Origin of the sequence: Nostoc sp. NZL (genome assembly GCF_015714705.1) — a bacterium.
GTDB classification, from domain to species: Bacteria; Cyanobacteriota; Cyanobacteriia; order Cyanobacteriales; family Nostocaceae; genus Nostoc; species Nostoc foliaceum_A.
Map to the genome: position 1 here is coordinate 1 of NZ_WBKL01000138.1, position 25,053 is coordinate 25,053.

Annotated in this window: 16 protein-coding genes; 13 read left to right on the forward strand and 3 right to left on the reverse strand. The window is 42.1% G+C overall.

Annotated elements, in window-relative coordinates:
• The first annotated feature begins 75 nt into the window (after window positions 1-75).
• From F8R90_RS19515 to F8R90_RS19545, 7 genes are all read left to right on the forward strand, one after another.
• Window positions 76-1,575 carry an MBOAT family O-acyltransferase gene (locus F8R90_RS19515; RefSeq protein ID WP_196512054.1) on the forward strand — a complete coding sequence of 500 codons (1,500 nt, stop codon included), beginning with the start codon at window positions 76-78 and terminating at the stop codon, window positions 1,573-1,575.
• A gap of 371 nt (window positions 1,576-1,946) precedes the next feature.
• On the forward strand, window positions 1,947-3,029 hold the full coding sequence (psbA, locus tag F8R90_RS19520) for a photosystem II q(b) protein (protein WP_190895360.1): 1,083 nt from the start codon (window positions 1,947-1,949) through the stop codon (window positions 3,027-3,029).
• A 254-nt stretch (window positions 3,030-3,283) separates the two neighbouring features.
• On the forward strand, window positions 3,284-3,973 hold the full coding sequence (locus tag F8R90_RS19525) for a Uma2 family endonuclease (protein WP_196512055.1): 690 nt from the start codon (window positions 3,284-3,286) through the stop codon (window positions 3,971-3,973).
• Between the two features lie 255 nt (window positions 3,974-4,228).
• Window positions 4,229-5,311, forward strand: coding sequence for a photosystem II q(b) protein (psbA, locus tag F8R90_RS19530; protein WP_196512056.1), 1,083 nt, complete (start codon window positions 4,229-4,231; stop codon window positions 5,309-5,311).
• Between the two features lie 298 nt (window positions 5,312-5,609).
• Window positions 5,610-6,197, forward strand: a complete 588-nt coding sequence (locus F8R90_RS19535; protein WP_196512057.1) for a COP23 domain-containing protein — start codon at window positions 5,610-5,612, stop codon at window positions 6,195-6,197.
• A gap of 22 nt (window positions 6,198-6,219) precedes the next feature.
• Window positions 6,220-7,047, forward strand: coding sequence for a S1 family peptidase (locus F8R90_RS19540; RefSeq protein ID WP_196512058.1), 828 nt, complete (start codon window positions 6,220-6,222; stop codon window positions 7,045-7,047).
• Window positions 7,044-9,707 (forward strand): serine protease, encoded by a 2,664-nt coding sequence (locus F8R90_RS19545; RefSeq protein WP_196512059.1) that lies wholly within the window; start codon window positions 7,044-7,046, stop codon window positions 9,705-9,707. The genes F8R90_RS19540 and F8R90_RS19545 overlap by 4 nt, the downstream gene beginning before the upstream one ends.
• A gap of 106 nt (window positions 9,708-9,813) precedes the next feature.
• Here the strand turns inward: F8R90_RS19545 and F8R90_RS19550 are convergent, their stop codons facing one another.
• Window positions 9,814-11,235, reverse strand: a complete 1,422-nt coding sequence (locus F8R90_RS19550) for a serine/threonine-protein kinase (protein WP_196512060.1) — start codon at window positions 11,233-11,235, stop codon at window positions 9,814-9,816.
• 302 nt (window positions 11,236-11,537) lie between these two features.
• Between F8R90_RS19550 and F8R90_RS19555 the strand changes: the two genes are divergently transcribed.
• A complete protein-coding gene (locus tag F8R90_RS19555; RefSeq protein WP_190895366.1) occupies window positions 11,538-12,929 on the forward strand; it encodes a malic enzyme-like NAD(P)-binding protein in 1,392 nt (463 codons plus the stop codon).
• 147 nt (window positions 12,930-13,076) lie between these two features.
• On the opposite strand, the gene F8R90_RS19560 is transcribed toward F8R90_RS19555, so the two are convergent.
• The gene (locus F8R90_RS19560; protein ID WP_026103962.1) at window positions 13,077-13,427 is read right to left on the reverse strand and encodes a four helix bundle protein; all 351 of its coding nucleotides are present in this window, start codon (window positions 13,425-13,427) and stop codon (window positions 13,077-13,079) included.
• A 281-nt stretch (window positions 13,428-13,708) separates the two neighbouring features.
• On the opposite strand from F8R90_RS19560, the gene F8R90_RS19565 reads away from it, so the two are divergent.
• The 5 genes from F8R90_RS19565 (at window position 13,709) to F8R90_RS19585 (ending at window position 22,445) form a co-directional block, all read left to right on the forward strand.
• The gene (locus F8R90_RS19565) at window positions 13,709-15,994 is read left to right on the forward strand and encodes a PhoD-like phosphatase (RefSeq protein ID WP_196512061.1); all 2,286 of its coding nucleotides are present in this window, start codon (window positions 13,709-13,711) and stop codon (window positions 15,992-15,994) included.
• Between the two features lie 289 nt (window positions 15,995-16,283).
• Window positions 16,284-17,291 (forward strand): zinc-dependent alcohol dehydrogenase family protein, encoded by a 1,008-nt coding sequence (locus F8R90_RS19570; protein WP_196512062.1) that lies wholly within the window; start codon window positions 16,284-16,286, stop codon window positions 17,289-17,291.
• Window positions 17,292-17,300: 9 nt separating this feature from the next.
• Complete coding sequence (locus tag F8R90_RS19575) at window positions 17,301-19,595, forward strand: pentapeptide repeat-containing protein (protein ID WP_442946751.1); 2,295 nt, start codon at window positions 17,301-17,303, stop codon at window positions 19,593-19,595.
• A 486-nt stretch (window positions 19,596-20,081) separates the two neighbouring features.
• Window positions 20,082-20,717: a hypothetical protein gene (locus tag F8R90_RS19580; protein WP_196512063.1), complete on the forward strand. Its 636-nt coding sequence runs from the start codon at window positions 20,082-20,084 to the stop codon at window positions 20,715-20,717.
• A 363-nt stretch (window positions 20,718-21,080) separates the two neighbouring features.
• A complete protein-coding gene (locus F8R90_RS19585) occupies window positions 21,081-22,445 on the forward strand; it encodes a hypothetical protein (protein WP_196512064.1) in 1,365 nt (454 codons plus the stop codon).
• 159 nt (window positions 22,446-22,604) lie between these two features.
• On the opposite strand, the gene F8R90_RS19590 is transcribed toward F8R90_RS19585, so the two are convergent.
• Entirely contained in the window at window positions 22,605-24,785 is a 2,181-nt protein-coding gene (locus tag F8R90_RS19590; protein WP_196512065.1) for a GumC family protein, read from the reverse strand.
• Window positions 24,786-25,053 lie beyond the last annotated feature (268 nt).

The window sequence follows — 25,053 nt, forward strand, 5'->3', positions numbered from 1 at the left end:
AAGGGGACAAGGGGACAAGGGGAATAACCATGCCCCATTCTCCATCACTAATGACTAATAACTAATGACTAAAAAATGAACTTTATATCAATTTTCTATGGGCTGTTCTTGTTGAGTGTGCTAGGAATTTATTGGTCTTTAGCACAACAGAAATTGCGATTGTGGACGTTGCTAATTGCCAGTTTGGTTTTCTACGCATCTTTGCATATCCAGTACATACCCTTACTATTAGCATTGACGTTTATTAATTTCCGTGTGGGGCTAGAGATTGGTAAAAATACATCACCGGGAAAACATTCTCTTGACTGGCAAATTTCTAATGAAGAGTGGCAATTTGCCCAAGGTGACTGGAATCGTCGTCGTCTAAAACTTTTGTGGTTGGGGATAATTATAAATGTTTTACTGTTATTAGGTTTTAAGTATTTTACCCCTTTAATCAAGTTTGTTTTTCATGTGCAAACAAACTCACCAGATAGCTCTTTTAAGTTGATTGCACCCTTAGGAATTTCATTTTTTACCTTTGAATGCATTGCCTATTTAATAGATGTCTATCGTGGTGCTCCTGCTACTGAGCAGTTTCTCAAATTTGCCACCTATAAATTATTCTTCGTCAAACTTATTTCAGGCCCAATTACGCGCTACCACAACTTAGCAAATCAATTTAATACACTAGACTTCCCCAGTAGCGATAGAGTAGCTGAGGCGCTGTGGTTAATTGCTAGGGGCGCAGTCAAAAAAGGTATTTTGGCAGACCACCTTGGTATTTTTGTCGATTTATGTTTTGGTAACCTACAACGGGCAGGTAGTACCGATCTGTGGTTAGCTACATTCGCCTACGGTTTGCAGTTATATCTAGATTTCAACGGTTACGTAGACATTGCCCGTGGTAGTGCTATGCTTTTCGGCTTGGTTCTACCTGAGAATTTCGACTTTCCTTACTTCAGCACCAATATTTCAGAATTTTGGCGGCGCTGGCACATGACTCTAGGAGATTGGCTACGTAATTATGTCTACTTTCCTTTGGGTGGTTCCCGTCGGGGTTTAGTCCGTACCTGCTGGAATTTATTTCTTGTGATGCTAATCGCTGGTATCTGGCACGGTGCTGCCTTGGGCTATGTAGTTTGGGGAATATTCCACGGGTTAGCCTTGGTGGTTCATCGACTTACAGATACTATGAGCGATCGCTTTGAAAATCTAGAACAATTCTGGCAAAATCCTCTGGGTATCTTTGTCGCTTGGTTCTTGACCCAACTGATGGTTTTTACCTCTTGGATTTGGTTCCGCCTACCTAATCTCCAAGACTCTTCTTTGGTAATTCGGCATCTTTGGGGTTACCCTGCTGACGCGCAGTTTGCTCAAAAGGTTTATGTAGATGCTTTAAATATGAGCCAATACCAACTCACTTGGATACTTCTAACTTTAGGTGCCCTGATGGCTATAGTCTATGCCTTCAACCGAATGCTGAAGTTAGAGTTTAACTGGCCTCTTAAGCTTGTCTTCGTCCCCCTATGTTTCTACGCTGTTTGGTTATTAGCTCCAGAAGGCAGTTTGCCCTACATCTACTTTGATTTTTAAGTTTCTACAAACAATTAAACAGAAACATAAGACAACTTACAACTTATTATTTCGTTACAAATCAACAAAACTTAAAATTTTTCCAGCGGGCTATTTGTAAAGGAATGTAAAGAGAAAGAACTAGGCGATCGCGTCATTGAAACTTATATCTAGTTTCGTATTGAAAGGGCTTACAAAGCTTCAATTCATTACTTTTATCACTATTGTTTATAGTATGAAAACTTTACAGTTCGATGAGCTTTTTAAAGTATTCTGTTACAGAATATTAAGTCAAAGATCGCCTCAAAGTAAATTCATGTAGACTGTGTTTCAACAGGCAAAAAATAAATCTGCTTGTTCCATATTTAACAACCCATAGCACTTATAAAACAATGACCACAACCTTACAACGGCGCTCCGGCGCTAACGTATGGGATCGCTTTTGCGAGTGGATCACCAGCACTGACAACCGCATATATGTTGGTTGGTTTGGTGTACTGATGATCCCAACCCTGCTAGCTGCTACTGCTTGCTTCGTAATCGCCTTTATTGCAGCACCTCCAGTAGACATCGATGGTATCCGCGAACCAGTTGCAGGTTCCTTGATCTACGGAAACAACATCATCTCTGGTGCAGTTGTTCCTTCCTCCAACGCCATCGGCTTGCACTTCTACCCAATTTGGGAAGCTGCTTCCTTAGATGAGTGGTTGTACAACGGTGGCCCCTACCAATTGGTAGTTTTCCACTTCTTGATCGGTTGCGCTTGCTACCTAGGTCGTCAGTGGGAACTTTCTTACCGCTTAGGTATGCGTCCTTGGATCTGCGTCGCTTACAGCGCACCTTTGGCTTCCGCTACCGCAGTATTCTTGATCTACCCAATCGGTCAAGGTTCATTCTCAGATGGTATGCCTTTGGGTATCTCTGGAACCTTCAACTTCATGATTGTGTTCCAAGCAGAACACAACATCTTGATGCACCCCTTCCACATGTTAGGTGTGGCTGGTGTATTCGGCGGTTCCTTGTTCTCTGCAATGCACGGTTCACTAGTAACCTCTTCTTTGGTGCGTGAAACCACCGAAACCGAATCACAAAACTACGGTTACAAATTCGGTCAAGAAGAAGAAACCTACAACATCGTTGCAGCCCACGGCTACTTCGGTCGTCTAATCTTCCAATACGCTTCCTTCAACAACAGCCGTTCACTGCACTTCTTCCTAGCAGCTTGGCCTGTCGTCGGTATCTGGTTCACCGCTTTGGGTATCAGCACGATGGCATTCAACCTGAACGGTTTCAACTTCAACCAATCAGTAATTGATTCCCAAGGTCGCGTTATCAGCACCTGGGCAGACGTAATCAACCGCGCTAACTTGGGTATGGAAGTAATGCACGAGCGTAACGCTCACAACTTCCCCCTAGACTTAGCTGCTGGTGAAGTTACTCCTGTAGCAATGACTGCTCCTGCTATCAACGGTTAATTCTGAAGATTAGCTAAATAAAAAGCGCCTTCCAGAAATGGAGGGCGCTTTTTTGTTGTAATTATTTTAAAACGGAGCGTTTAATAAATCCTGTACTAGATTTTGTTCTATGGCGTATTAAATAAGAAAGATTTTTGAAGCTTGTCGTACTCCTATGAGAAAGCAAGCTATGTGCAGCAGCTACCACACGAGAAAACATGGCGCTTCACTATGTTAGATTCAAGCTACAACTCCTGCGGATGAGGAATTAGGTAATGGCGGCTTCTGTGGAACATGGCTTCAATAATAGCGCTTTTATCCCTCCTTTAGAAAGTGGCGATCGCTTAACCCGCCACGAATTCGAGCGTCGTTATACAGCAATGCCCGATAAAAAAGCAGAATTAATCGAAGGAGTCGTTTACGTGGCATCACCCCTGCGTTTTAGAAGTCATGGTTTACCTCATGGAAACTTAATTGTCTGGTTAGGAAATTACAAAGTTTCCACCCCAGGGGTAGAGTTAGGCGACAATGCTACTGTGCGCTTGGATTTAGACAATGAACCACAGCCTGATGTTTTGCTGTTGATAGATAAACCAGCCAGGGGACAGGCACAAATAAGTGAAGATGATTACGTAGAAGGTGCACCGGAATTAGTAGCAGAAGTAGCAGCCAGTAGTGCATCTATTGATTTGTACGACAAAAAACGCGCCTACCGTCGCAACGGAGTGCAGGAATATATAGTTTGGCAGACTTTAGAGAATAAACTCGACTGGTTCTGTTTGCAGAATGGGGAATATTTGCCACTGGTGGCAGATGCAGATGGTGTGATTAAAAGTAGGGTATTTCCAGGTTTGTGGTTAGCTGTCACCTCACTAATTACAGGAGACATGACGAAAGTTTTAGCAGTACTGCAACAAGGGTTAAATTCAACAGAACATGCTGAGTTTGTTGAGAATTTAACTTAGCAAAACTTAAAAATAATATCTTGAAAAATACAAATTATTAATGTAAAACCTGATATTAGGAGCCGGGAAAGTTTTCCTTTTTTTCATACAGTCTCCCTGAGGAAGTTAGCTAAAAGCATTTGTGGTGTGATGTAATTCCAGAGAGTCCCGGCTATTAGGGAGAAGGTATTTGGCGAAAGCTTTTGAAAACAGCTTGATTCTCAATTCCTGAAAATTAGGAAAGTTTGTTGTCAGCGATTTATAAACAACACAGTTATGACCACAACTCTAGGAAGAAGAGAAAGCGGCAACCTGTGGGATCGTTTTTGTCAATGGATTACTAGCACCGACAATCGGCTTTATATCGGCTGGTTCGGCGTTTTAATGATTCCTACCCTATTGACCGCTACCATCTGTTTCATTATTGCCTTTATTACTGCACCACCTGTCGATATTGACGGCATTCGGGAGCCAGTTTCTGGTTCTTTATTATACGGCAATAACATTATCACTGGTGCTGTTGTACCCACATCTAATGCCATTGGTTTGCACTTTTACCCAATTTGGGAAGCCGCTTCAATGGATGAATGGCTCTACAACGGCGGCCCTTATCAGCTCATTGTCTTGCACTTTTTGATTGGTATCTTCTGCTGGCTCGGTCGGCAATGGGAGTTAAGCTATCGTCTGGGAATGCGTCCTTGGATTTGTGTGGCTTACTCTGCTCCCGTAGCTGCTGCGACTTCGGTTTTTTTAATTTACCCAATTGGTCAAGGTAGCTTTTCTGACGGAATGCCTCTGGGAATTAGCGGCACGTTTAACTTCATGTTCGTGTTTCAAGCCGAGCATAACATCCTCATGCACCCATTCCATCAACTGGGCGTAGCGGCGGTGTTCGGTGGTGCGTTTTTCTGCGCGATGCACGGTTCTTTGGTGACTTCTTCTTTAGTTAGGGAGACCACTGAAAGTGAATCTCAAAACTACGGATACAAGTTTGGACAAGAACAAGAAACCTATAGCATTGTGGCGGCTCATGGTTACTTTGGGCGGTTAATCTGGCAATATGCCAGCTTTAACAACTCGCGTTCCTTGCACTTTTTCTTGGCTGCTTGGCCTGTAGTTGGTATCTGGTTGACGGCATTGGGCATCAGTACGATGGCGTTCAACCTCAACGGGTTCAACTTTAACCAATCAATTCTTGATTCCAAAGGTCGTGTAATTAATACATGGGCAGATGTGCTAAACCGCGCCAATTTAGGTATAGAAGTAATGCACGAGCGGAATGCTCACAACTTCCCCCTAGATTTGGCTGCTGGTGAGGCAGTACCTGTGGCTTTGCAAGCGCCTGTAATTTATAGCTAATACTTAAGTCTTAGCGAAATCAAAACCGCTCTCTGGAAACAGAGGGTGGTTTTTCGTATGTCTAAACCAATACGCTTGGGTTAAGGGCTACTGGCAAAAATTTTGGGTTTTTGAGACGCGATAAATCGCCGTCTCTATTTTTGGTCTTATCTGAACTGTATTGATGTCTAAACAGGTGCTTCAGTGAACTTATATTTACTTAAATTTCTGCTCTTTTGGTACGGGATATCCTCTATACTCAAAAATATTTTTAATTACGCCACATATCTTAAAAACTTCAGGAAGCGTGAAGATTACTATGAAACTCGGTTTCTTTGCTCATATACTGAGTACCATTGCGATCGCACTTGGTTCTACTGCCACTCTAATTCAACCTGGCTATACGCAGGATAATAAGTTTTACTGTGGAATGAGTGGAGGTGTTCCAGCAACACTAGTTCGGACTTCCAGAGGAAACATTCCAGTAATTCGCTGGGTTGACGATTCTTTTCCCCCACCTTGGACTCCCCAACAGCGCTGTGAAGAAATATCTGCCAGATTCCAACGTTTCTACGGCAATGGGACTCTAAATTTCGTCAGGGCAGGAAAACTCAGCAATCAACCTGTATTGTGTGTTGCCAGTTACAAAGGTGGTTCTTGTCTGCCTAACGGAGTGCTAGTAACATTGAAAGTCGGTACTAATGCCCCGCTGACACTACAAAGGTTATTAGATCGTCAAGGTTCGGGTGGCGGCAGACCAATTAACCTGAGCGGTGGCGATAGTAAAGAATTGTTCTCCTACTACCAAGAGGCGGCTTACCTGGATGTAACCAAGTTCATCTCTCAGGTAGAAAGTTCAGGGCAACGCGAATCCTGTCCAGCAGGAAAACCGGCTTGGGAATGTTGAGTAAATCGCAATCTGAACGAACATGGATTGGCGCTTAATGATGCTGATTGCCTGTATTGGCAGTTTATCTATTTCACCGCTAGGCTCAAAACCAAATGTTAGGGCTTTAGATACAAAAAGTTCAACCCAAGGTTCTGCCAAGCAAGTGCAACAACTAGCTGAGTTGATCGCAGTCAAAGTCCTATCAAAAGACTTTTTGGGATCGGGGATTCTGATTCACAAAAAAGGGTCGGTTTATCAGGTGCTTACCAATGCCCACGTACTCAGGTCGGGTAACCCACCTTATCAGATTCAAACTCCTGATGGCTTAATCTATGCGGCTGATTTGTCCAAGATGAGCAATCGCTCTGTTCCTTTCTATTTTAAGGGTAACGATTTAGCTGTATTACAGTTTCGCAGTCCCAAAATTAGCTATACAGTTGCATCTCTCGGCCATGCATCCACTTTGAGTGTAGGAAATGAAGTTTTTGCTGCTGGGTTTCCGTTTGACAGCCAAGGCATCCAAGATACGGGATTTGTTTTCCGCAGAGGTCAAGTTTCTCTAGTGCTAGACAAAGCCTTGGAGGGCGGGTATCGGATTGGGTATACCAATGATATTGTCAAAGGTATGAGTGGAGGCCCACTGCTAAATCGTGCAGGTCAGCTTGTGGCTATTAACGGAAGACATGCTGAACCTCTATGGGGTGAGCCATACATATATCAAGATGGAACACAGCCCGAACCACCCCTGCTCGAACAGATGAGCAAGTATAGCTGGGGTATTCCGATTGAAGAGTTTATGCAGATGGTATCACCATCATTTACAAATAATTATTCTGATACAGATATTCAGGCAGAGGTGAGGCGATGAATTTTACTCGTAGTCTTTCGGCAATACTTGTTGGTGCAGCTGTGGTATTGCTGAAACCTCAAGTTGCCTTATCCTTAACTCCGGTAGAGGTTAACAATATTGCTCAAACAGTTACTGTTCGCATTGATGGAGATGGTGTCGGTTCTGGAGTAATTTTTGAACGTAAAGGTGAAACTTACTTTGTCCTCACCAATCGACATGTAGTGTCCAGAGACGGAAGATATGAGATTCATACCCAAGATGGCGGTAAGTATCCCGTTTATTACAGCAAAGAATTGCCGGGATTAGATTTGGCCGTGTTGCAATTCAACAGTAATAAAAGTTATCCGATCGCTAATTTAGGCAACTCTGACCAAATTAGAGAAGGAATGACGGTTTATGTGGTGGGTTGGGCCGACCGTTTACCAGGTATTGATGAACGCAGCTATCAATTTACTAATGGCAACATTCGCAGTCGCCTGAAAAACCCAGATGAAGGCTATGCCTTGGTTTACAATAACGAGGCGCTTCCTGGGATGAGTGGCGGCCCAGTGTTAGACGAGAATGGACGTTTAGTAGGGATTAATGGGCGAGCTACACAACCAGAAGAGAAGACAGGTACTGTTTTAAGGTTGGGAATTCCGATTAATACCTTTTTGGCAGCCAGAAATAATGTACAACCAGTAACAGCGAGTTCACCAACTCCGGCACCAAAACCAGGTGGTAAACCCAATATAGCTACAGCTGGACAATCAAATACTACAGAAAAACCAGCCCCTAAACGACAACAAAATGCTGAAGACTTCATCAGCTTGGGGGGGGCTAAAGCCGATAAAGGAGATTATAAAGGAGCGATCGCTAATTACAACCAAGCCCTACAAATTAATTCCAACAATCCTGATGCTTACTTCCGACGGGGTGCAGCCTACAATGAACTAAAAGATTACCCAGCAGCTTTTAAAGACTTTGAACAGGTAATTCGCCTCACTCCCAAAAATGCAATTGCTTATGCCTACCGAGGTTTTGTCCGCGCTCAACTAAAAGACTATCAGGGTTCGCTTGCCGATGCTGACAAAGCCATTAGCCTCAACAACGATCCCAAATCTCGTACTTCTGCCCTTAGCTACGCTGTTCGGGGTACAGCTAATTTAGGTTTAAATGACTATCAACGAGCGCTTGCCGATATCGACCAAGTAATACAGCGGCTACCTAACCAACCCGAACCTTACGGTTTACGGGGTATAGTACGCACGGTGCTGAAAGACTATAAACTAGCGATCGCCGATTATAATCAAGCACTGAGTTTTTTAGAGTTCTCCGGGATTGGGATTCGGCTCAATAACGAACAAAATCAGGGACTAATAATTGAACAGGTTAACGACAACTCTCCGGCCTCAAAAGTGGGCGTGAAAGTTGGCGATCGGATTTTGGCAATTGATGGTAAACCCACTATCAAGATGAAAGTGGAAGATGCTACTAAGCTGATTCGCGGTGAGGAGGGTAGTACAATTACCTTGCGAATTAAACGCCAAGGTAGAAGTGACTTTGACCTCAAGGTAAACCGGATATTGATTAGCGATCCCAAAGCTGCGGAAATATACAAAAACCGGGCTATTGCCCGCGCTGGGTTGGAAGATAAACAAGGAGCGATCGCGGATTTGCAAAAAGCCGCAGATTTATATCAGAGGCAAGGAAAAAAAGCAGAATCCCAAACTGTACTCAACTCTCTCAGAGAACTACAAAATATTCCATCAACTTCACAACCACCTACCCCATCAAACCAAGCAGAGCCTGAGACAATTATTGCCACTGCCAACGAGGCAATTGTACGAAATCCTAAAGATGCCAATGCCTATACTAGAAGGGCATCTGGGCGCTATCAGCAAGGAGACAAACAAAAAGCATTAGAGGATTTAAACCAAGCTACTCGCTTCAATCCCAAACATTCCCTAGCTTGGTTTTTTCGCGGTGGCGTATTACAGGAATTGGGACGAAACGAAGAGGCGGTTACTTCCTATAACCAGGCAATTGAAGCTAACAGTGAATGGGGTAAGACCAGTGTTGCTGATGTGTATTTCAGCCGAGCAAATCTTTACTCTGATAGCGGAGACTATCGACGAGCGATCGCAGATTATAACCAAGTACTTCGCCTGAATCCTAAAAATGCTGTAGCCTATGCCTTACGAGGTTTGAATCACCAGCGTCGGGGAGACAATCAAGCAGCAATCAAGGATTTTAACTCCGCAGTTCAGATCGACCCTAATAATGCTGTTGCTTACTTCGCACGGGGTATTAGCTACCATTTCCAGGGAGACTATCAGGGGGCACTTGCTGCTTATGAAAAAGCAACTGTCCAGGATGCTAAATTAATAGCAGCTGTTAACAACCTGGGGCTAATCAAATATGAACTCCAAGATATTGAAGGAGCCATCCGTCAGTTTCAGGCTTCTATTAAGATTGACAGCAAATCCGCAGAACCTCAACTAGCCTTGGCAACAGCATTATATGTTAAAGGCGATCGCGAACAAGCTCTAGAATTAGCAAAAGCCGCTCTGCGCTTAGACAAAAGGTTTGCTGATTTAGACGTTCTCAAGAAAAATCTTTGGGGCGATCGCATCTTAGCAGACGTACAAAAGCTCCTACAGAATCCGCAAATTCGAGCGTTACCATCTCGTCGATAAAGAGTGCTGATTACTGAGTTAGGAGTTAGGAGTTAGGAGTTAGGAGTTGGGATTTAGAATTTTCTCTCCCTGCTCCCTTGCTCCCGCTCTCTGCCCTTTTAGGAAATTAGTAAATTTCTAATAAATCAATCATTTGTTCAGCAGTTTTTAATAAATCATCATATTGACTTTCTTCGGCTGCATAAGTAATTATGTAGGCTTTATTGTTGTTTAAAGTCCAAACTGCTTTCCGTTTTATAGTATATTTATCTTCTTTACCGGAATAAACTACTTCATGTGCTGGGCGATTTGCTAGCTGAGTTAAACGTGATTTATCAATTTTTGCATCCGCCAGAAACTGCGTTATTTCATTAACTCTTGAGCTAGTATATTCATCCAATGAAATAGGTTGTTTTAAATCTTCAATTTCTACAGTCAGGTTGCTTTGATAAGGCTTGTCTACATTTTTTTGAGGTGACCAAAATCTAGCTACATCTGTCGTAGTTGTGTTGTTTTGTTCTATTTTTTCGATTGACCAAGTTTGAGGATATTTTATTTTAATTCCATAAGCAAGATTTTCGTAAATCAAGGAATTTGTTACAAGTGATGGCTCTTGTGAGGTTGAGCTAAATATTTGTTGTAATTTTGGAATCACCAGCACAGTCATAGAAAAGATGATCGCTAACACTGTCAAAGCTAGGGTGATTTTCTTAGTTTTTGACCACTGTTTATTATTTATAGTTAAGTTTGTCAGTGCTTGTAAAGCTGTAGGTGCTGACTGGTAGCGTTGACCAAAATGGTATTTCACCATCCGATCTAAAATGTCTGCTAGTTGAGGACTGACTTGGGCTTGGTTACGCCAAATAAATTCTAATGTTTTCGGGTCAATTGGTAGTTTGAGAGGGAAAATACCAGTCAGTGCTTGAATTCCAATCATTCCCACAGCGTAAATATCGCTGCAAAGTTGTGGCTGTCCGTTATATTGTTCGCTAGGCATATAACCAGGAGTGCCAACGGCCACTGTTCTTCCCTGATTATTAGCCATTAAGGTGCTGATTTCTTTTACTGCCCCAAAGTCAATTAAAAAAAGCTTGCCATCAGCAGCACGTCTGATTAAATTGGCAGGTTTGATATCGCGGTGAATAACGTTCTGTTGATGGACAAACTCTAATATTTTCAATATGTCCCATAAAAAAGCAATTACTTTCTCTTGACTCCATTGTTGACCAGGTTTTAATTCTGTGCTTAGGTCATCACCCTGTACGTATTCTTGAACTAAATAAAATTCTTGATTTTCTTCAAAGTGAGCCAACAGTCGCGGTATTTGCTCGTGGTTGCCTAACCTATAAAGAACATCCGCCTCCGTATCGAATAACCGCATTGCTTGTTGCAAAGCTTGCGGGTTAGTAAATTGAGGCTTGAACTGCTTGACAACGCAATGAGGATTACGAGGTAAATCCATATCTTCAGCCAGATAAGTCTCCCCAAACCCTCCCTGTCCCAATTTTCTGACGATTTTGTAGCGCCCTCGGAGCATTGTTCCTAGCATTAAATTCACCTAGGCTCTTGTCACCTATCACTCATCGAATGATTGATACTGATTTTCTCACAGAATTTAACATAGAGTCCAAAACTACAAGCTTTAGTCAGTTCAAGGGTGTATGATCAGGAACGAAAATAGGTTCTGGGTTGGAGTTGTGAGAGGTTATTTTCTAAAAATATTGTGTGCTTTTGATTACATTTAATAAAATATTACTCGTTATATATGAGTAAAATATTGATTTTAGATTTCCAGCGGGTTTTTACTAAGCAATTCAATATAAAATCTAAAACTTAAAATCCAAAATAAACATGGCAGACCTAACTCCGAATTCTAGTTTTAGTTTGACACTGCGCTTGCAGATTCCCAATCGTGTAGGAATGTTAGCGTCAGTAACCCAGGCGATCGCAACCACTGGTGGTAATCTTGGTCAAATTGATTTAATCGAGCAAAGCCGCAAAGAGTCTACCCGCGATATTACCGTTGATGCTGCTAGTACCGAACATGCTGAAACCATTGTGCAAGCAGTAAAAGCATTGCCAGACATCAAGCTACTCAGCGTCTACGATCGCACCTTTAATTTGCATCGTGGTGGCAAAATCAGCATTACTAGCAGAATTCCCCTGAAGAGTGTGTCTGATTTAGCAATGGCTTACACACCCGGAGTTGGTCGAATTTGTACTGCGATCGCTCAAGATCCAGAGGAAGTTTACAAGTTAACCATCAAACAAAACACTGTTGCCATTGTTACCGATGGTAGTGCCGTTTTGGGTTTGGGAAATCTCGGCCCAGCGGCTGCTCTCCCAGTCATGGAAGGCAAAGCAATGCTGTTCAAGGAATTTGCGGGGCTAGATGCTTTTCCGATTTGTCTGGCCACTCAAGATACAGAAGAAATTATCCAGACAGTCAAGAATATCGCTCCAGTTTTTGGGGGTGTGAATTTAGAGGATATCGCTGCACCTCGCTGCTTTGAAATTGAAAAGAGATTACGCCAAGAGTTAGATATCCCCGTTTTTCATGATGACCAGCATGGTACAGCAATTGTCACCTTGGCAGCATTGTTTAATTCCCTAAAACTGGTACATAAGTCAATGGCGGAAATCCGCATCGTGATTAATGGTGCTGGGGCGGCTGGAGTAGCGATCGCTCGGTTACTGCGGAAAGCTGGCGCAGAAAAAATCTGGATGTGCGACTCTAAAGGAATTATCTCTACCAGTCGCACCGATTTGACAGAAGAAAAACTCGAATTTGCCGTGAAAGCTCAAGGTACATTAGCGGGTGCAATGCAAGGGGCAGATGTCTTTATTGGAGTCAGCGCACCGGGAGTTTTGACACCAGAAATGGTGCATTCGATGGCGAAAGACGCAATTGTGTTTGCAATGGCGAATCCCATTCCAGAGATTCAGCCAGAATTAATCAGTAAAGATGTGGCTGTGATTGCTACCGGTCGCAGTGATTACCCGAATCAAATCAATAACGTTTTAGCTTTTCCTGGGGTATTCCGTGGTGCTTTAGATTGTCGGGCCCATACAATTACCACCACAATGTACCTAGAAGCTGCAAGTGCGATCGCTTCTTTAGTCAAGCCTTCAGACTTGAATCGGGAACATATTATTCCTTCTGTCTTTGATGAGCGTGTCGTCACTGCTGTTGCTGCTGCTGTACAACAAGCCGCACGTCAAGAAGGTATCGCTCGGAATTAATTACCTAAAAGAATTACTCTTACGGGATGGGCATCTCACCCGTCCCTGAACTTGGGAGCAATGCGATTTTGTGAGGTGAGGCAGGAGGCAGAGGGCAGGAGGCAGGAGGCAGAGGGCAGGAGGCAGGAGGCAAGAGACAGAAGGGTTTCAAGACTTAATCTTTTGAATACTTGACACTAAAATTCCTTGAAACCTATCGACTTCTTCCAAAACAGGAGTAAATAGTTCAGGCGATGCTAATCCGACTTCCTTAGAAATAATCAATTGAGTATCAAGTTCTCGAAGCGAACCTAAAGCAATGTGTAGAAATTGGATATATTCGTTCTGCGTCCGTCTTCCATAACCTTCAGCTATATTTGATGGCACGGAAACTGCCGAGCGTCTAATCTGGCTAGTTAATCCGTAAAGTTCAGATTTCGGGAATTTTTCGGTAAGTCGATAGCAGTTAATGGCAAGCTTGACACCACGCTGCCAAATAAATTGTTCTCTGTAACTCATGGCGCAAGAAGTTTGAAGTAGGAAGTTGGGAGAAATTACATCATTATACACCTCCTGCCCCCTGCCCCCTGCCTCCTGCCTCCTGCCTCCTGCCTTGAACGCAGAATTCTCACAAAATCGCGTTGCTCCCCCTGAACTTTTAGGCTGCAATCAATTTGCGCTATGAACTGATGTTAAACAGATAAGAATTGATGCATGATTGGTGATTAGATGAGTTGGGGCTACCAATTTAGGAGCAAAGTCACACATCTAAAACACCACTACTTTGTCAACTGTTTGCAATGAAGTATCAAGTTGGGGACGAGTTTTTACAAGAACTGCCACTGATTTTAGGGGGGCCAATCCTCAAACATACTGAGCCAGATTCAGTGACGGTATGGATGGCACTGAAACAGTCTTGTCAGGTAGAACTTAAGATTTATGACACAACAAATGATGGTAAAGCGCTAGGAAATTGTTTATTAGAGGGGAAACGCTCTACCGTTGCTCTGGGTAAGTATCTTCATGTACTTGCGATCACGGCTTGGTCTACAGTTGGACATCACCTAACTAGCCATTGCATCTATGCATACGACCTCCAATTTACTGTTGCTGACCAAAAGCAAACTCTGCAACAAGCATTATGCTCAAACTCCTTTCCTACAGTCAGCATCAGCTACTTTGAGCATCAAAAACCAACCTTTGTTCTGCCGCCAAACCATCTTCAAGATTTGCAAATTATCCATGCTTCCTGCCGTAAACCTCATGGTCATGGGTTTGATGCACTGCCGATTCTTGACAGTTTGATTGAGGCTTCAGCTAATCAACCCCAACACCGCCCCCACCAGCTATTCCTTACCGGAGATCAAATTTACGGCGACGATGTAGCAGAACCATCCTTGTGGGTTGCCAGTACCCTTGGTGATGCCCTCTTGGGTTGGGAAGAACAACTTCCTGTGAATGGAGTATACTGCACTCCCCAGCAGCTACCCCCCGGACAGCGGGCTGATGTTGCGACAAATCAAGCAGGTTTGACCGCAGGATTACATAATAAATCTGATAAAGTTAACAGTCATCTTTTCAGCCTGGGTGAGTACTACGCTACTTATTTACTAGCTTGGTCACCAGTGTGCTGGCCGGTTGCATTTCCCAAAGGACACCAAGTAATGCGCGATCGCCATGCTATCAAAGACTGGAATCGAGCAGTGCGGCATTTGCGCCAATTCATTTATACGCTTTGGAAAGTGCGCCGCGCCCTTGCCAATATTCCCATGTACACCATCTTTGATGACCATGATGTTAGTGATGACTGGAATTTAAACCAAGCTTGGTGTTTGCGAGTGCTGGGGCGTCCCTTGGGGCGAAGAATAGTCCAAAATGCATTATTAGCCTACACGGTTTTTCAAGGGTGGGGCAATACGCCAAAGCAATTTACAGAAGGTCAATCCGGTGAAAAGCTGTTGGCGGCTGCCCAAGCTTGGTCAGCTTCCCAAGGGAAGGATGCAAAGGCTGATCAGGCGATCGCTCGTTATGTAGGTATGCCAGCCAACGATACCCACACAGATTTACCTATTTTAGTCCGAGACGGTCCAGTATTCATTTTGGATCGACATCCTGAAGCAATCACTTGGCACTACATAGTTCGGAGCAATTGCCATGAAGTAATCGTGTTGGATACACGAACTTGGCGGGGTTATCCAGCCGATCAAAAAGCGATCGCACCGCCGATGCTGCTGTGTCCAAAAGCTTTTGAGCAACAACTAGTTTTACCTTTACAAGAAATAGCGGAACAAACTCAGATTCAAACTACGTTTGTGATTGCGCCCACAAATGTATTTGGATTACAAGTGATAGATTGGATTCACCACTGGCATTTGCAACGCGAAAAAGTTTTTTCAACCGATGTTGGAGATGCTTGGAACATCAATGTTGAAGCACTGGCGAAATTCCTAACCACCTTGTTTGAGGAACGTCAACAAGTCGTTATTCTATCCGGGGATATTCACTACAGTTCGGTTGCTCACTTATCTTATGCACGCACTCATTCCAAATTACAATCTGTCTTGGTGCAGTTAACCGCTAGTGCATTGAAGAATGAAGAGATTTTGACGCGGCTTATTCATACACGATTGAAAGATTGGCTACTACCAGAAAAGGTGCGACATTGGATAGGGTGGAGTAATCCACCCAATATGGTAGAAATTTCAGAGAAACAATTACACCATAATCGCCAGATTCTGACTAATTCTGACTGGCATTGTGTGCTGGAGTGGATACCTCGAAACAGTGTTCAGACTTCTGCCTACACAGCAGATATATTATCGTTGATAGCTCCCTGGAAACGAGCCGAAAATGCCAAATGGAAATGGTTACAACCCCTGATGTTTTGGAAATCTCGTTGTATTCAGGAGGGGCGAGAAGTAGTTGGATTTAATAATTTAGCTCTGGTTCACTTTGAGTTAGCAGATGGAAGTAGTTCTGGCAAAGTTATTCAAGATTTGTACTGGTTTTCTTCTTGGTATCCAACCCAAGTTGTTTATAGCCGTTTTGAGAGCCAGTTAACGCCCAATCAGTCATTGTTACGATGACAAGCTTTGCGATCATCGGAAAAAAACTCTGTTACCAAAATTGTTACGAGTGTGTTCTTGTTGGGCAGCTAATTTATCATGATATATAGTTAAACTCCTCATACCACACTGAAAGCCGTGAAACATCATGTTTTGCGGTTTTTCCCTTTTCAAGAATGAGATAGGGACGTTAACGCGATGTCTAAGACGGGCTACGCCTACGCAGTTTTCCCCCAGACATAACTTTGTGTCCACACTCTTGCGCTAAAGTTGCAAATGAACGTGCATCTAAAGCCAGGAGGAAAGAGTTGTGAAAGCAGTCTTGATGACAGCAGCTGGCAGTCCAGAAGTTCTGCAAGTACAGGAAGTGCCAAACCCTGCTATTCCCGTAGGTAATACTGAACTTTTAGTGCGTTTGGTGGCGGCTGGCGTTAACCCCATTGATACTAAACTTCGTAGCCGGGGCACTTTCTACCCCGATCGCACGCCGACAATTTTAGGATGTGATGGTGCAGGTGTAGTCGAAGCAGTGGGTGCTAGTGTTCAGCGTTTTCGCCCAGGCGATGAGGTATATTTTTGCTATGGCGGCTTGGGCGCACACCAAGGTAATTATGCTGAATATACCGTTGTGGATGAGCGGTTTGTGGCACGTAAACCCGCGTCTATCTCCTTTGCCGAAGCAGCAGCAGCGCCTTTGGTGTTAATCACTGCCTGGGAAGCTTTATACGAACGGGGACGATTGGAACCTGGGGAACGGGTTTTCATTCATGCGGGTGCTGGTGGTGTCGGTCATGTAGCAATTCAATTGGCGAAACTCAAAGGTGCTACTGTTTCCACCACAGTCAGTTCTGAAGAAAAAGCTAATTTCGTCAAACAACTAGGTGCCGATCATGTAATTTTTTACAAACAAACAGACTTTGTGCAAGCGGTATTAGATTGGACTGGCGGCGAAGGCGTAGACTTGGCTTTTGATACCGTAGGCGGCGAAACCTTTCATAAAACCTTCCCCGCAGTGCGAGTATATGGCGATATTGTGACGATTCTCGAACCAGATGCCAATACTGTTTGGAAAACTGCTAGGCTACGCAATCTCCGCATTGGTTTAGAATTAATGCTGACACCAGCGTTGCTAGGATTAGAAGAAAGCCTCCAGCACCATGCAAAAATTCTCGAACAATGTGCTACCTGGATTGATGAAAGCAAATTAAAAATCCATGTTAGTCACAAATTTCCCTTGAAAGAAGCGGCTAAGGCGCACCAACTAATTGAAAGCGGTTCTGTGACGGGTAAAATTGTTCTACTGATTAGCGACGATTGATCGAACAATTTGCATAATTTATTTTTTAAACGCATAGGCGCTTCTCTACGAGACGCTACGCGAACGCCTTCCCGCAGGGTAGGTACGCAGAGGTTAAACGCAAAGGTACGCAGAGGTGTTTCTTGGCGCTACTCTGCGCTTTCCTTCTCTGCAAGACGCTTTGCGATTGCGCTCCTTTGCGTTTTATCAATTCTCCTCTTCCTCCCTCTACCAACGTGGGCAGCACAGACGCAACCAGAACGCACACCCTTAACTCTGGAATTATTACAAGAACGTCTACGCACACCCACACTCCGCGAAGGCAATTTGACGGTAGATTTGCAGAAGATGGTGATTGATTTGCGCCCAGAAAATACTAGCTTTCGTGATGCCTTTTACCAACTACTACGAAAAGAACTAGGTGCAAAACCTCTAGGTTTAGACCTTAGCTATACTCTGATTTTAGGAGATTTTGTAGGCAGCGATTTGGGTTTAAGAACACCTTTGTATGCCCAAGCGATCGCTGCGATTTTCACCGCCACCGAACAAAAAGAACTAGAGCGTTTGCGCTTCGTTTGTCTGGAGTCACTCACGAACTCTAAAGATTGTCGATCGCTTTTGGGAACAAAGTCAACTCCATCGAGTGAAATTTCCGTTTTTCGTGGTGTCTTGACACTGGTGCAAACTCGTTTCAATGGCGAAATGAAGTTCTCTAATACATTCTTTCTTCAGTCTGTAGATGCCCAAGGTGCAACTTTTCTCCAATCCACTAACTGGGCTGAAACTCGATTTGGTCGTCCCGTCAGCTTTAGCGGTGCTAAATTCAAGCAACGAAGCAATTTTCAGGGCAGTATTTTTTTTGAAAAAGCTAATTTTAAACAAACCCAATTTCAGGAACTCGCTGATTTTCAAGGCAGCATCTTTGAAAAGGTTACCAACTTCAACCAAGCAAATTTTAAACAATTGGCTAAATTCAATAGTGGGCAGTGGCAAGAAAATGCTGATTTTTCTGATGTCCGCTTTGCGAATCAAGCCCAGTTTACTAAAGCAAATTTTAATCAGTTCCTCCTTTTAACAGAAGCTACTTTTGAGCAAGCTGTCATATTTCGAGAAGTGGAGTTTAATCAATCAGTAAATTTGCAAGGTGCAAGCATTCTCAATCAAGCAGATTTTAGCGATGCGAGGTTTTCTACAGAAGCTTGTTTAAGCGTACCTAGTTTAACTTTTAACTCTAATCAAGCAAAAATTTTAGGTAATCCTGGTCAGATTGGTAAGATGTTCTGCATCCCTACATTGCAAGGTAATCAAAACATCTTGCGGAATTTAGGACAAAATTTCCGTCAGCAACAACAAGTTGCCGATGCTAATGAACTGGAATACACAAAACAACAACTGCGATTAGTAGAAATGAGCCGCAGTTTGACAGCTACAAATATTAACAGTGCAACTGTTGCAAGTTTGATTAATCTGGGTTTTTCTGCAACTCAAGCCGAAGCGATCGCCCAGCGTCGTCTGATAAAATTATTTCGTAACAGTAGTGAGTTACTCACCTTAGCAGACATCGATTTAGAAAAATACACACAACTAAGCGATCGCTTAATTGTTAGTGAACCTCTTTCCATTGTTGGGTGGTTACTGCAAGCTTGGAGTTGCTTGGGGTTGAGTGTACTGCTGTTGTTGAGCGGCTATGGTACGAATTTTTGGTTAGTGTTTGGCGTGGGAGGAGTTGCGATCGCTTATTTCGGCTTACTGTTTTGGTTAGTAGATCGCTATCGTCGGCTGCATCCTGTACCAATTATTCCTACATCTTATGAAACCATTTCGATATTAGTGAGTTTTAGCGTTTTAGAATTCTTGAGCTTACTAGCCATCTTTCGCAATGCTCAAAAACCTTGGCTGACATTGGGGTGTCTTTTACTTATTATTGTCCCTGTCCCAATGGCTTTATTGATTCGACTTTACCAACAAGGTCGTTATCACAATTTAATGGACGTTTCTTACTTCACAGAAGACGGCACATTTCGCCAGTTACGATTGTTGATTGGACGTTTGCCAGTGATACCAAGGAATCAGACATTTCGGGAACGATATATGCCTCTGTTGTGCGATCGCCGTTGGAACTGGCTCAACTACTATGATTTTAGTCTCAACAACCTAGTTAAATTAGGATTTAACGACATTCGCTTGCGAGACGAACACCTACCTGGCATCATCTCTGCACTAGCTTGGTATCAATGGAGTTTGGGTTTAATTTACATTACTCTGGTTTTGTGGACACTTTCTCGCACAATTCCGGGATTGAATTTGCTGATTTATCTGAAATAATCCCTGCATCTGAACCTTATACCAGTGACTGCGCTATTTATTGCTATCAGCATAGCGGTATAATGTCGAACAAAAGTGATAGAACCCTAGATAAATGCAAATTAAGTAAATATCTAAAAATTTGACAAATTTACCAAAAGATTATTCATTGCAATATAGTATTTTACCTAAATTGAATTTCATTATACAAATATCTTAGTTAATTTCCTTAACTTATTGTCTAAAAACATCTACAACTTTGATAAAAATACCAAAATATTTTGCATTGCCCTTCAAAATGAAATCACATACATTGTTAATGTAAGTAGCATTAATTAAATAATGAATTATCTGCACTTAAAAAGATAACCAAATAATCTAATGGCTACTAACTAGTGTTGCTAACAATAAAGACAAGAAAAAAGTCCTTATAAAGACTTAATTTTGTCTATTTTATGTAGCTATGCTAGCAAGATTTTTATCCCAAGAATAGGAGGCTTAATCCTAATGGCAGATTTGAATAATGGTGGTAGCGATAACTCCTCTACTAGTGGGAACAATCCGCTTAGAGATTCACCCTTCGGTCGTTTGAGTGAAGTTCTCAGTGATGAACAACTCACCAATCTATTCAGTGGTGTTGGAAATGGAGAAGGTGGCGGTAGCCCTATTGGCGGCGGTGGCGGTGGCAGTCAGCCTGATTTACCCTATGGTGGTAATCCTTTCGCTGGCGACAACTTCTGGAATATCTTTGCAGGCGGTGTGAACCCATCCGCAGGCGGTGGTAATCCAGGTAGTGGCAGAGACCCTTTGACTGGTGCTGGTAGCCAGACTGGTACTATTAGCACAACTGAAATACCGGACGGGTTCAGTTTGAGGGTTACTATTGACAAGCTAATTGAATCAAGACTTGACAAGGAACTGGGTGGTGAACAAATCCCATCATTTGGCGGTAGTGGACAAATCCCATCATTTGGTGGTAGTGGACAAATCCCATCATTTGGCGGTAGTGGACAAATCCCATCATTTGGTGGTAGTGGACAAATCCCATCATTTGGCGGTGGTGGACAAATCCCATCATTTGGCGGTGGTGGACAAATCCCATCATTTGGCGGTGGTGGACAAATCCCATCATTTGGCGGTTGATAAATACCGTTCGCTTAATAGAATTCTTGCGAAAACTAACAGATAAATAGAGGAGAACAATAATGAGTTCTTCAGTACATAGTATGCTAGTACAGTTTGGCGCAAATAAACATACCATTCGATAAAACTGAGAAGCGTGTATTATCGGTGATGTGCCTTCTGCATTCTTGTACTAGTTTGCTATTTTACGCCTTTTAACTCTTTACAGATAAGGATTTAAGGAATACTTTCTGTTAGTTTGACAGTAAGATGATTAAAGCCTTTATTTTAGAGATATTTTGGGTTTAGCAAATTCATAATTGGTATAACAGGTGCTGAATACCCCATAATTTTTTTTAAGTAAAAATAGGAGAATTAGTGCCAATGGAAGCGTCTGCTATCAATCCCATTAGTGGTGAAGTTAGCCCCTTAAATGCAGGCGACGGTAGCAACCTGTATAGCGTTAGTTCCTTTGCTGCCAATAACAGTTTCTCTGCTGAAGGCAACCTATTGACAAGTGGTAGCAATCTATTCATAGGTAACGGCAACAATCCCATTCCAGGTGGTGGTATTAACCCGTTTGCAGGCGATGGTGGTAGTAAGCTTCAGCAATTAATATTTGATCGATTAAAGTTAATTTTGGGTGATAGCTTTTTTAAGGATATTGACAACACATTGGCGGGAGGTAGTAACCCGTTTGCAGGTAGTGGTTATCCTATTGCTGGTGGGGCTAACAATCCGTTTGCAGGTAACAGTAATCCTATTACAGGTGCCGCTAGCAATCCATTTGCAGGTAACAGTAATCTTATTGCGGGTGCTGGAAGTCTGCTTCAACAATCCCCTTTCGATCCGTTGAAAGAAGTCCTTGGTAACAATATACCCTTTAGTAACGCTGGGAATACATCTAATACTGGTAGCCAAACCTTTAATGAGGGCAACGCACCGGTTGGTAATGGTAACAAGAACTTTGGTAATAATAACGCAACCATTGGTAATTTTAACTCGGATTATGGCAGTAACAGCGCAACCATTGGGAATGGGAACTGGAACTTTAATAATGAAAATACAACCATAGGTAATGGCAACTGGCTATTTGCAAAGAGTAACACAACCCTTGGTAACGGCAACTGGTATTGGGACAACGGAAGTAACAACGCAACATTAGGTAATGGTAATTGGCACTTTGACAGTAACAACACAACACTAGGTAATGGTAATTGGCATTTCGGTAGTGATAACGCAACGATTGGAAATGGTAACTGGGACTTCGGCAGTAATAACACAATTATTGGTAATGGTAACTGGGTTTTTACCAGTGGAAATGAAATTATTGGTAATGGCAATTGGTTAGTGGATAGTGAAAAAACAATAATTGGAAAAGTCAACAATACCAGCAGTTTAGATTTATCTCTACAAGAGATTAAGACTGATGTTAACAATCTTATAGACTCTCTGATAGGTAAAATGGGTCAAAATTTTCTTGGGTTAACAGGAGATTTTGATGTATCAAGTAGCCAGACGTTTAACCGACTCATCTCTTCTAAAAGTGTTGGTATTAATGACACAAATATATCTAACGACATTGAGCAACTTCTGGCATCACTTAGCCCAATTCAAGGGAATATGATCGATTATCAGCCTGTGCAAAACCCTCAGTCTGTCCCAGAACCTGTTTCTTCAGTGTCATTGGTAGTAATTGGACTCGTATGTTTGCTGTTATCACTGTTTAAAAAACAACAACTAACGTAAATTTAATTCTTCTAACCTGATTGCGATCGCACTAAGTAAGTTGTGCGCGGACAATATGGCTTAGATAGCGATAAAAGCCAAATTCTACATAATTATCAATGCCAAAAATACGCATTATTGGCAGTATTTTTGAGTTTATTTAATTCTACCAATTATTTCCTATTTTCTACTTCCTAGCCCAACAGGTTCTTGGAGATTATTTTCCTCAGTTGAGTAATAGTAATTGTATCGTTCAGTCTGGGGAGTAACTCCATTTACCACCTGTCCAAGGACATTTTGACCAGATTTTTCTAAAAGCTCCTTGGCAATACTGGCGCTAACAGAATCAACAACCCCTGGACGAACTACAAACAAAACACCATCAGCCATTTGACCTAGAGTAGCAGCATCAGCAGCAACGTTTAATGATGGAGCATCAATAATTACGAAGTCATAGTAGACAGATAAAGTTTGGATTAATACAGCCATCTTTTTCGAGTCCAGAAGAGAACCTGGATTAGGAGGTGTAACTCCAGAAGTTAGGACATACAAATTATCCATTACTTGTTTGATAGCTGTCCTTATTTCAGCTTGTCCAACAATCAAATTGCTTAGACCTTGATTATTAATCAGTTCCCAGATTTTATGCTGAACAGGACGGCGCATATCTGCATCTATCAGTAAGACTTTCCGCTCCATCTGAGCCATTATTAGAGCTAAATTAGCTGCTACCGTTGATTTGCCTTCTCTGGGTACAGAACTAGTGACAACTATAACTTTTACCTCCTTATCAGCACTCATAAACTTCAGATTTGCCCGTAACATTCGGTAAGCTTCATTAATGGGCGATCGCGGCATATCTCGAACTACAAGTCTTTTGCTATATAACTCTAGCTCTTCATTTCCACGAATCATTTTTTTTGAGTTATTAAATTCAGGAATAGTCCCTAATAAAGTAAATTTCAATAGCTCCTTCGCTTGCTCAACATTCTTAACTGATTTATCTATGGTTTCCAAAATATACACAGTTGCCAAAGCTGCTAAACTTGCCAATATTCCTGTACTCAAGTACAAAAACATTGGGGAAGAAATTGACTCTTCCGGTACTTCGGCTTTGGATATCATGCTTGCATTACCTAAATTTTGATTTTCAGCTATTCGGCTTTCTTGCAGCTTTTGTAGTAACAATGAATAGGTAGATTGCGCGGCTTGTACTTTACGTTCAAACTGGCGCTGTTGTTGTTCTAATCTCGGTAGATTATTCAAACGTTGTTTATAAGCAGCTTGTAAACCAGATAAAGTAGTAATTTGGCTTGCTAAACCCAGACGGTTTGACTCTAATTCTACAAGCCTTGCAGAAAGCTGCTGTTGTAACTCTCCCAGTTGAAAGTTATGATTTAATTGTGCCTGAGTTGTTCCTACAACGTTTTTTATCCGTTCTTGTAGTAGCTCATTTAAAGACTGCAATTTGTATCCCAAATCGATAATTTGTGGATGGTCGTCTTGCAAAGCAGTGCGTCTAGCTGCCAGTTGTGATTCTAGCTGTTGAATTTCTTTCAGAATATCTTGTACCCCTGAAGTTTGGCTAAGAGAAGTCATAAGTACTGCTTGCTTGGAGTTCATGCCTAATTGTTGGCGAATTCCTTGAGTTTGTGCTTCAGCATCAGCAAATCTAGATTGAGCTTCACTAATTTGCTGTTGTAATGCTGTAATGACCTCCAATGAATTAGTTGCTTCTTCTTGTAGAGAAACAATTTTGTGCTTTTCTTTAAACCCTGCTAGTTCTGCTTCTGCTTGTCGAACAACTAATTCCGCATTTGGTAATTGTTTTTCTATAAACTTACGAGCGGTGGTTGCTTGACTTCTATGAGCAGATATATTGTATTCTAAATAGACATCTATTAGAGTATTAACAACTTGTGCGGCTATTTTTGCATCTTTATCCTTATAAGAAATACTTAGAATATCAGCCCCATTAATTTCCTTTACTGTGAGCATTTTCAAAAACTGGTTAATTTTTAAATTAATATTCTTCTCGTCCTTCAGTTTCAGTTTATTTATAGTACTTCTAACAACTGGGACAGAGCGGATAACTTCTGCCTCTGTATTAAGAGGATTATTTTTGTTATCAACTAATGGTTCTAATTTACCCATTTCTGTCCCTAGTCCTGTTAGAGAAGAAACAGTGTTTACTCTTTGGAACCTTAACTTTCCTTCTGCTAAGAAATAAGGCTTTTCGAAAAATGTAGCTACCTGTAAAATTATGAATATACAAGCAAAAACACCTAAGCCAGGAATCCAACGGCGCTTCAGAATTTGTGCATATTTATCAAAGGTTCCAGAAGATTCTTTTATTGACATAATTGATTATTGTGAGATAATGGCTGTGTTTGAAGTGAAAATTAAGTTGCTAAGTAGAAGTTTTTAGAAACCATGAACACAAAACTCAAGCTCAAAATTTCGCCTAAGTCTTAATATTTTGCTTCACTTAAGAGAACGATAAGCACGGAAAAAGTTTGACTACACTTATGAGTAAAGGAAAAATAAAAATTAAAGTGAGCGCTGCCACAACTCTATCTAATAAAGATTTGATTAATCTGCGGTATATTTTTAAATTAATGCCCGAAAA

Bases quoted from the DNA above. Each gene is read 5' to 3' on its own strand.
- F8R90_RS19515 (WP_196512054.1), top strand. From the start codon at position 76: ATGAACTTTATATCAATTTTCTATGGGCTGTTCTTGTTGAGTGTGCTA.
- psbA (WP_190895360.1), top strand. From the start codon at position 1,947: ATGACCACAACCTTACAACGGCGCTCCGGCGCTAACGTATGGGATCGC.
- F8R90_RS19525 (WP_196512055.1), top strand. From the start codon at position 3,284: ATGGCGGCTTCTGTGGAACATGGCTTCAATAATAGCGCTTTTATCCCT.
- psbA (WP_196512056.1), top strand. From the start codon at position 4,229: ATGACCACAACTCTAGGAAGAAGAGAAAGCGGCAACCTGTGGGATCGT.
- F8R90_RS19535 (WP_196512057.1), top strand. From the start codon at position 5,610: ATGAAACTCGGTTTCTTTGCTCATATACTGAGTACCATTGCGATCGCA.
- F8R90_RS19540 (WP_196512058.1), top strand. From the start codon at position 6,220: ATGGATTGGCGCTTAATGATGCTGATTGCCTGTATTGGCAGTTTATCT.
- F8R90_RS19545 (WP_196512059.1), top strand. From the start codon at position 7,044: ATGAATTTTACTCGTAGTCTTTCGGCAATACTTGTTGGTGCAGCTGTG.
- F8R90_RS19550 (WP_196512060.1), bottom strand. From the start codon at position 11,235: ATGCTAGGAACAATGCTCCGAGGGCGCTACAAAATCGTCAGAAAATTG.
- F8R90_RS19555 (WP_190895366.1), top strand. From the start codon at position 11,538: ATGGCAGACCTAACTCCGAATTCTAGTTTTAGTTTGACACTGCGCTTG.
- F8R90_RS19560 (WP_026103962.1), bottom strand. From the start codon at position 13,427: ATGAGTTACAGAGAACAATTTATTTGGCAGCGTGGTGTCAAGCTTGCC.
- F8R90_RS19565 (WP_196512061.1), top strand. From the start codon at position 13,709: ATGAAGTATCAAGTTGGGGACGAGTTTTTACAAGAACTGCCACTGATT.
- F8R90_RS19580 (WP_196512063.1), top strand. From the start codon at position 20,082: ATGGCAGATTTGAATAATGGTGGTAGCGATAACTCCTCTACTAGTGGG.
- F8R90_RS19585 (WP_196512064.1), top strand. From the start codon at position 21,081: ATGGAAGCGTCTGCTATCAATCCCATTAGTGGTGAAGTTAGCCCCTTA.
- F8R90_RS19590 (WP_196512065.1), bottom strand. From the start codon at position 24,785: ATGTCAATAAAAGAATCTTCTGGAACCTTTGATAAATATGCACAAATT.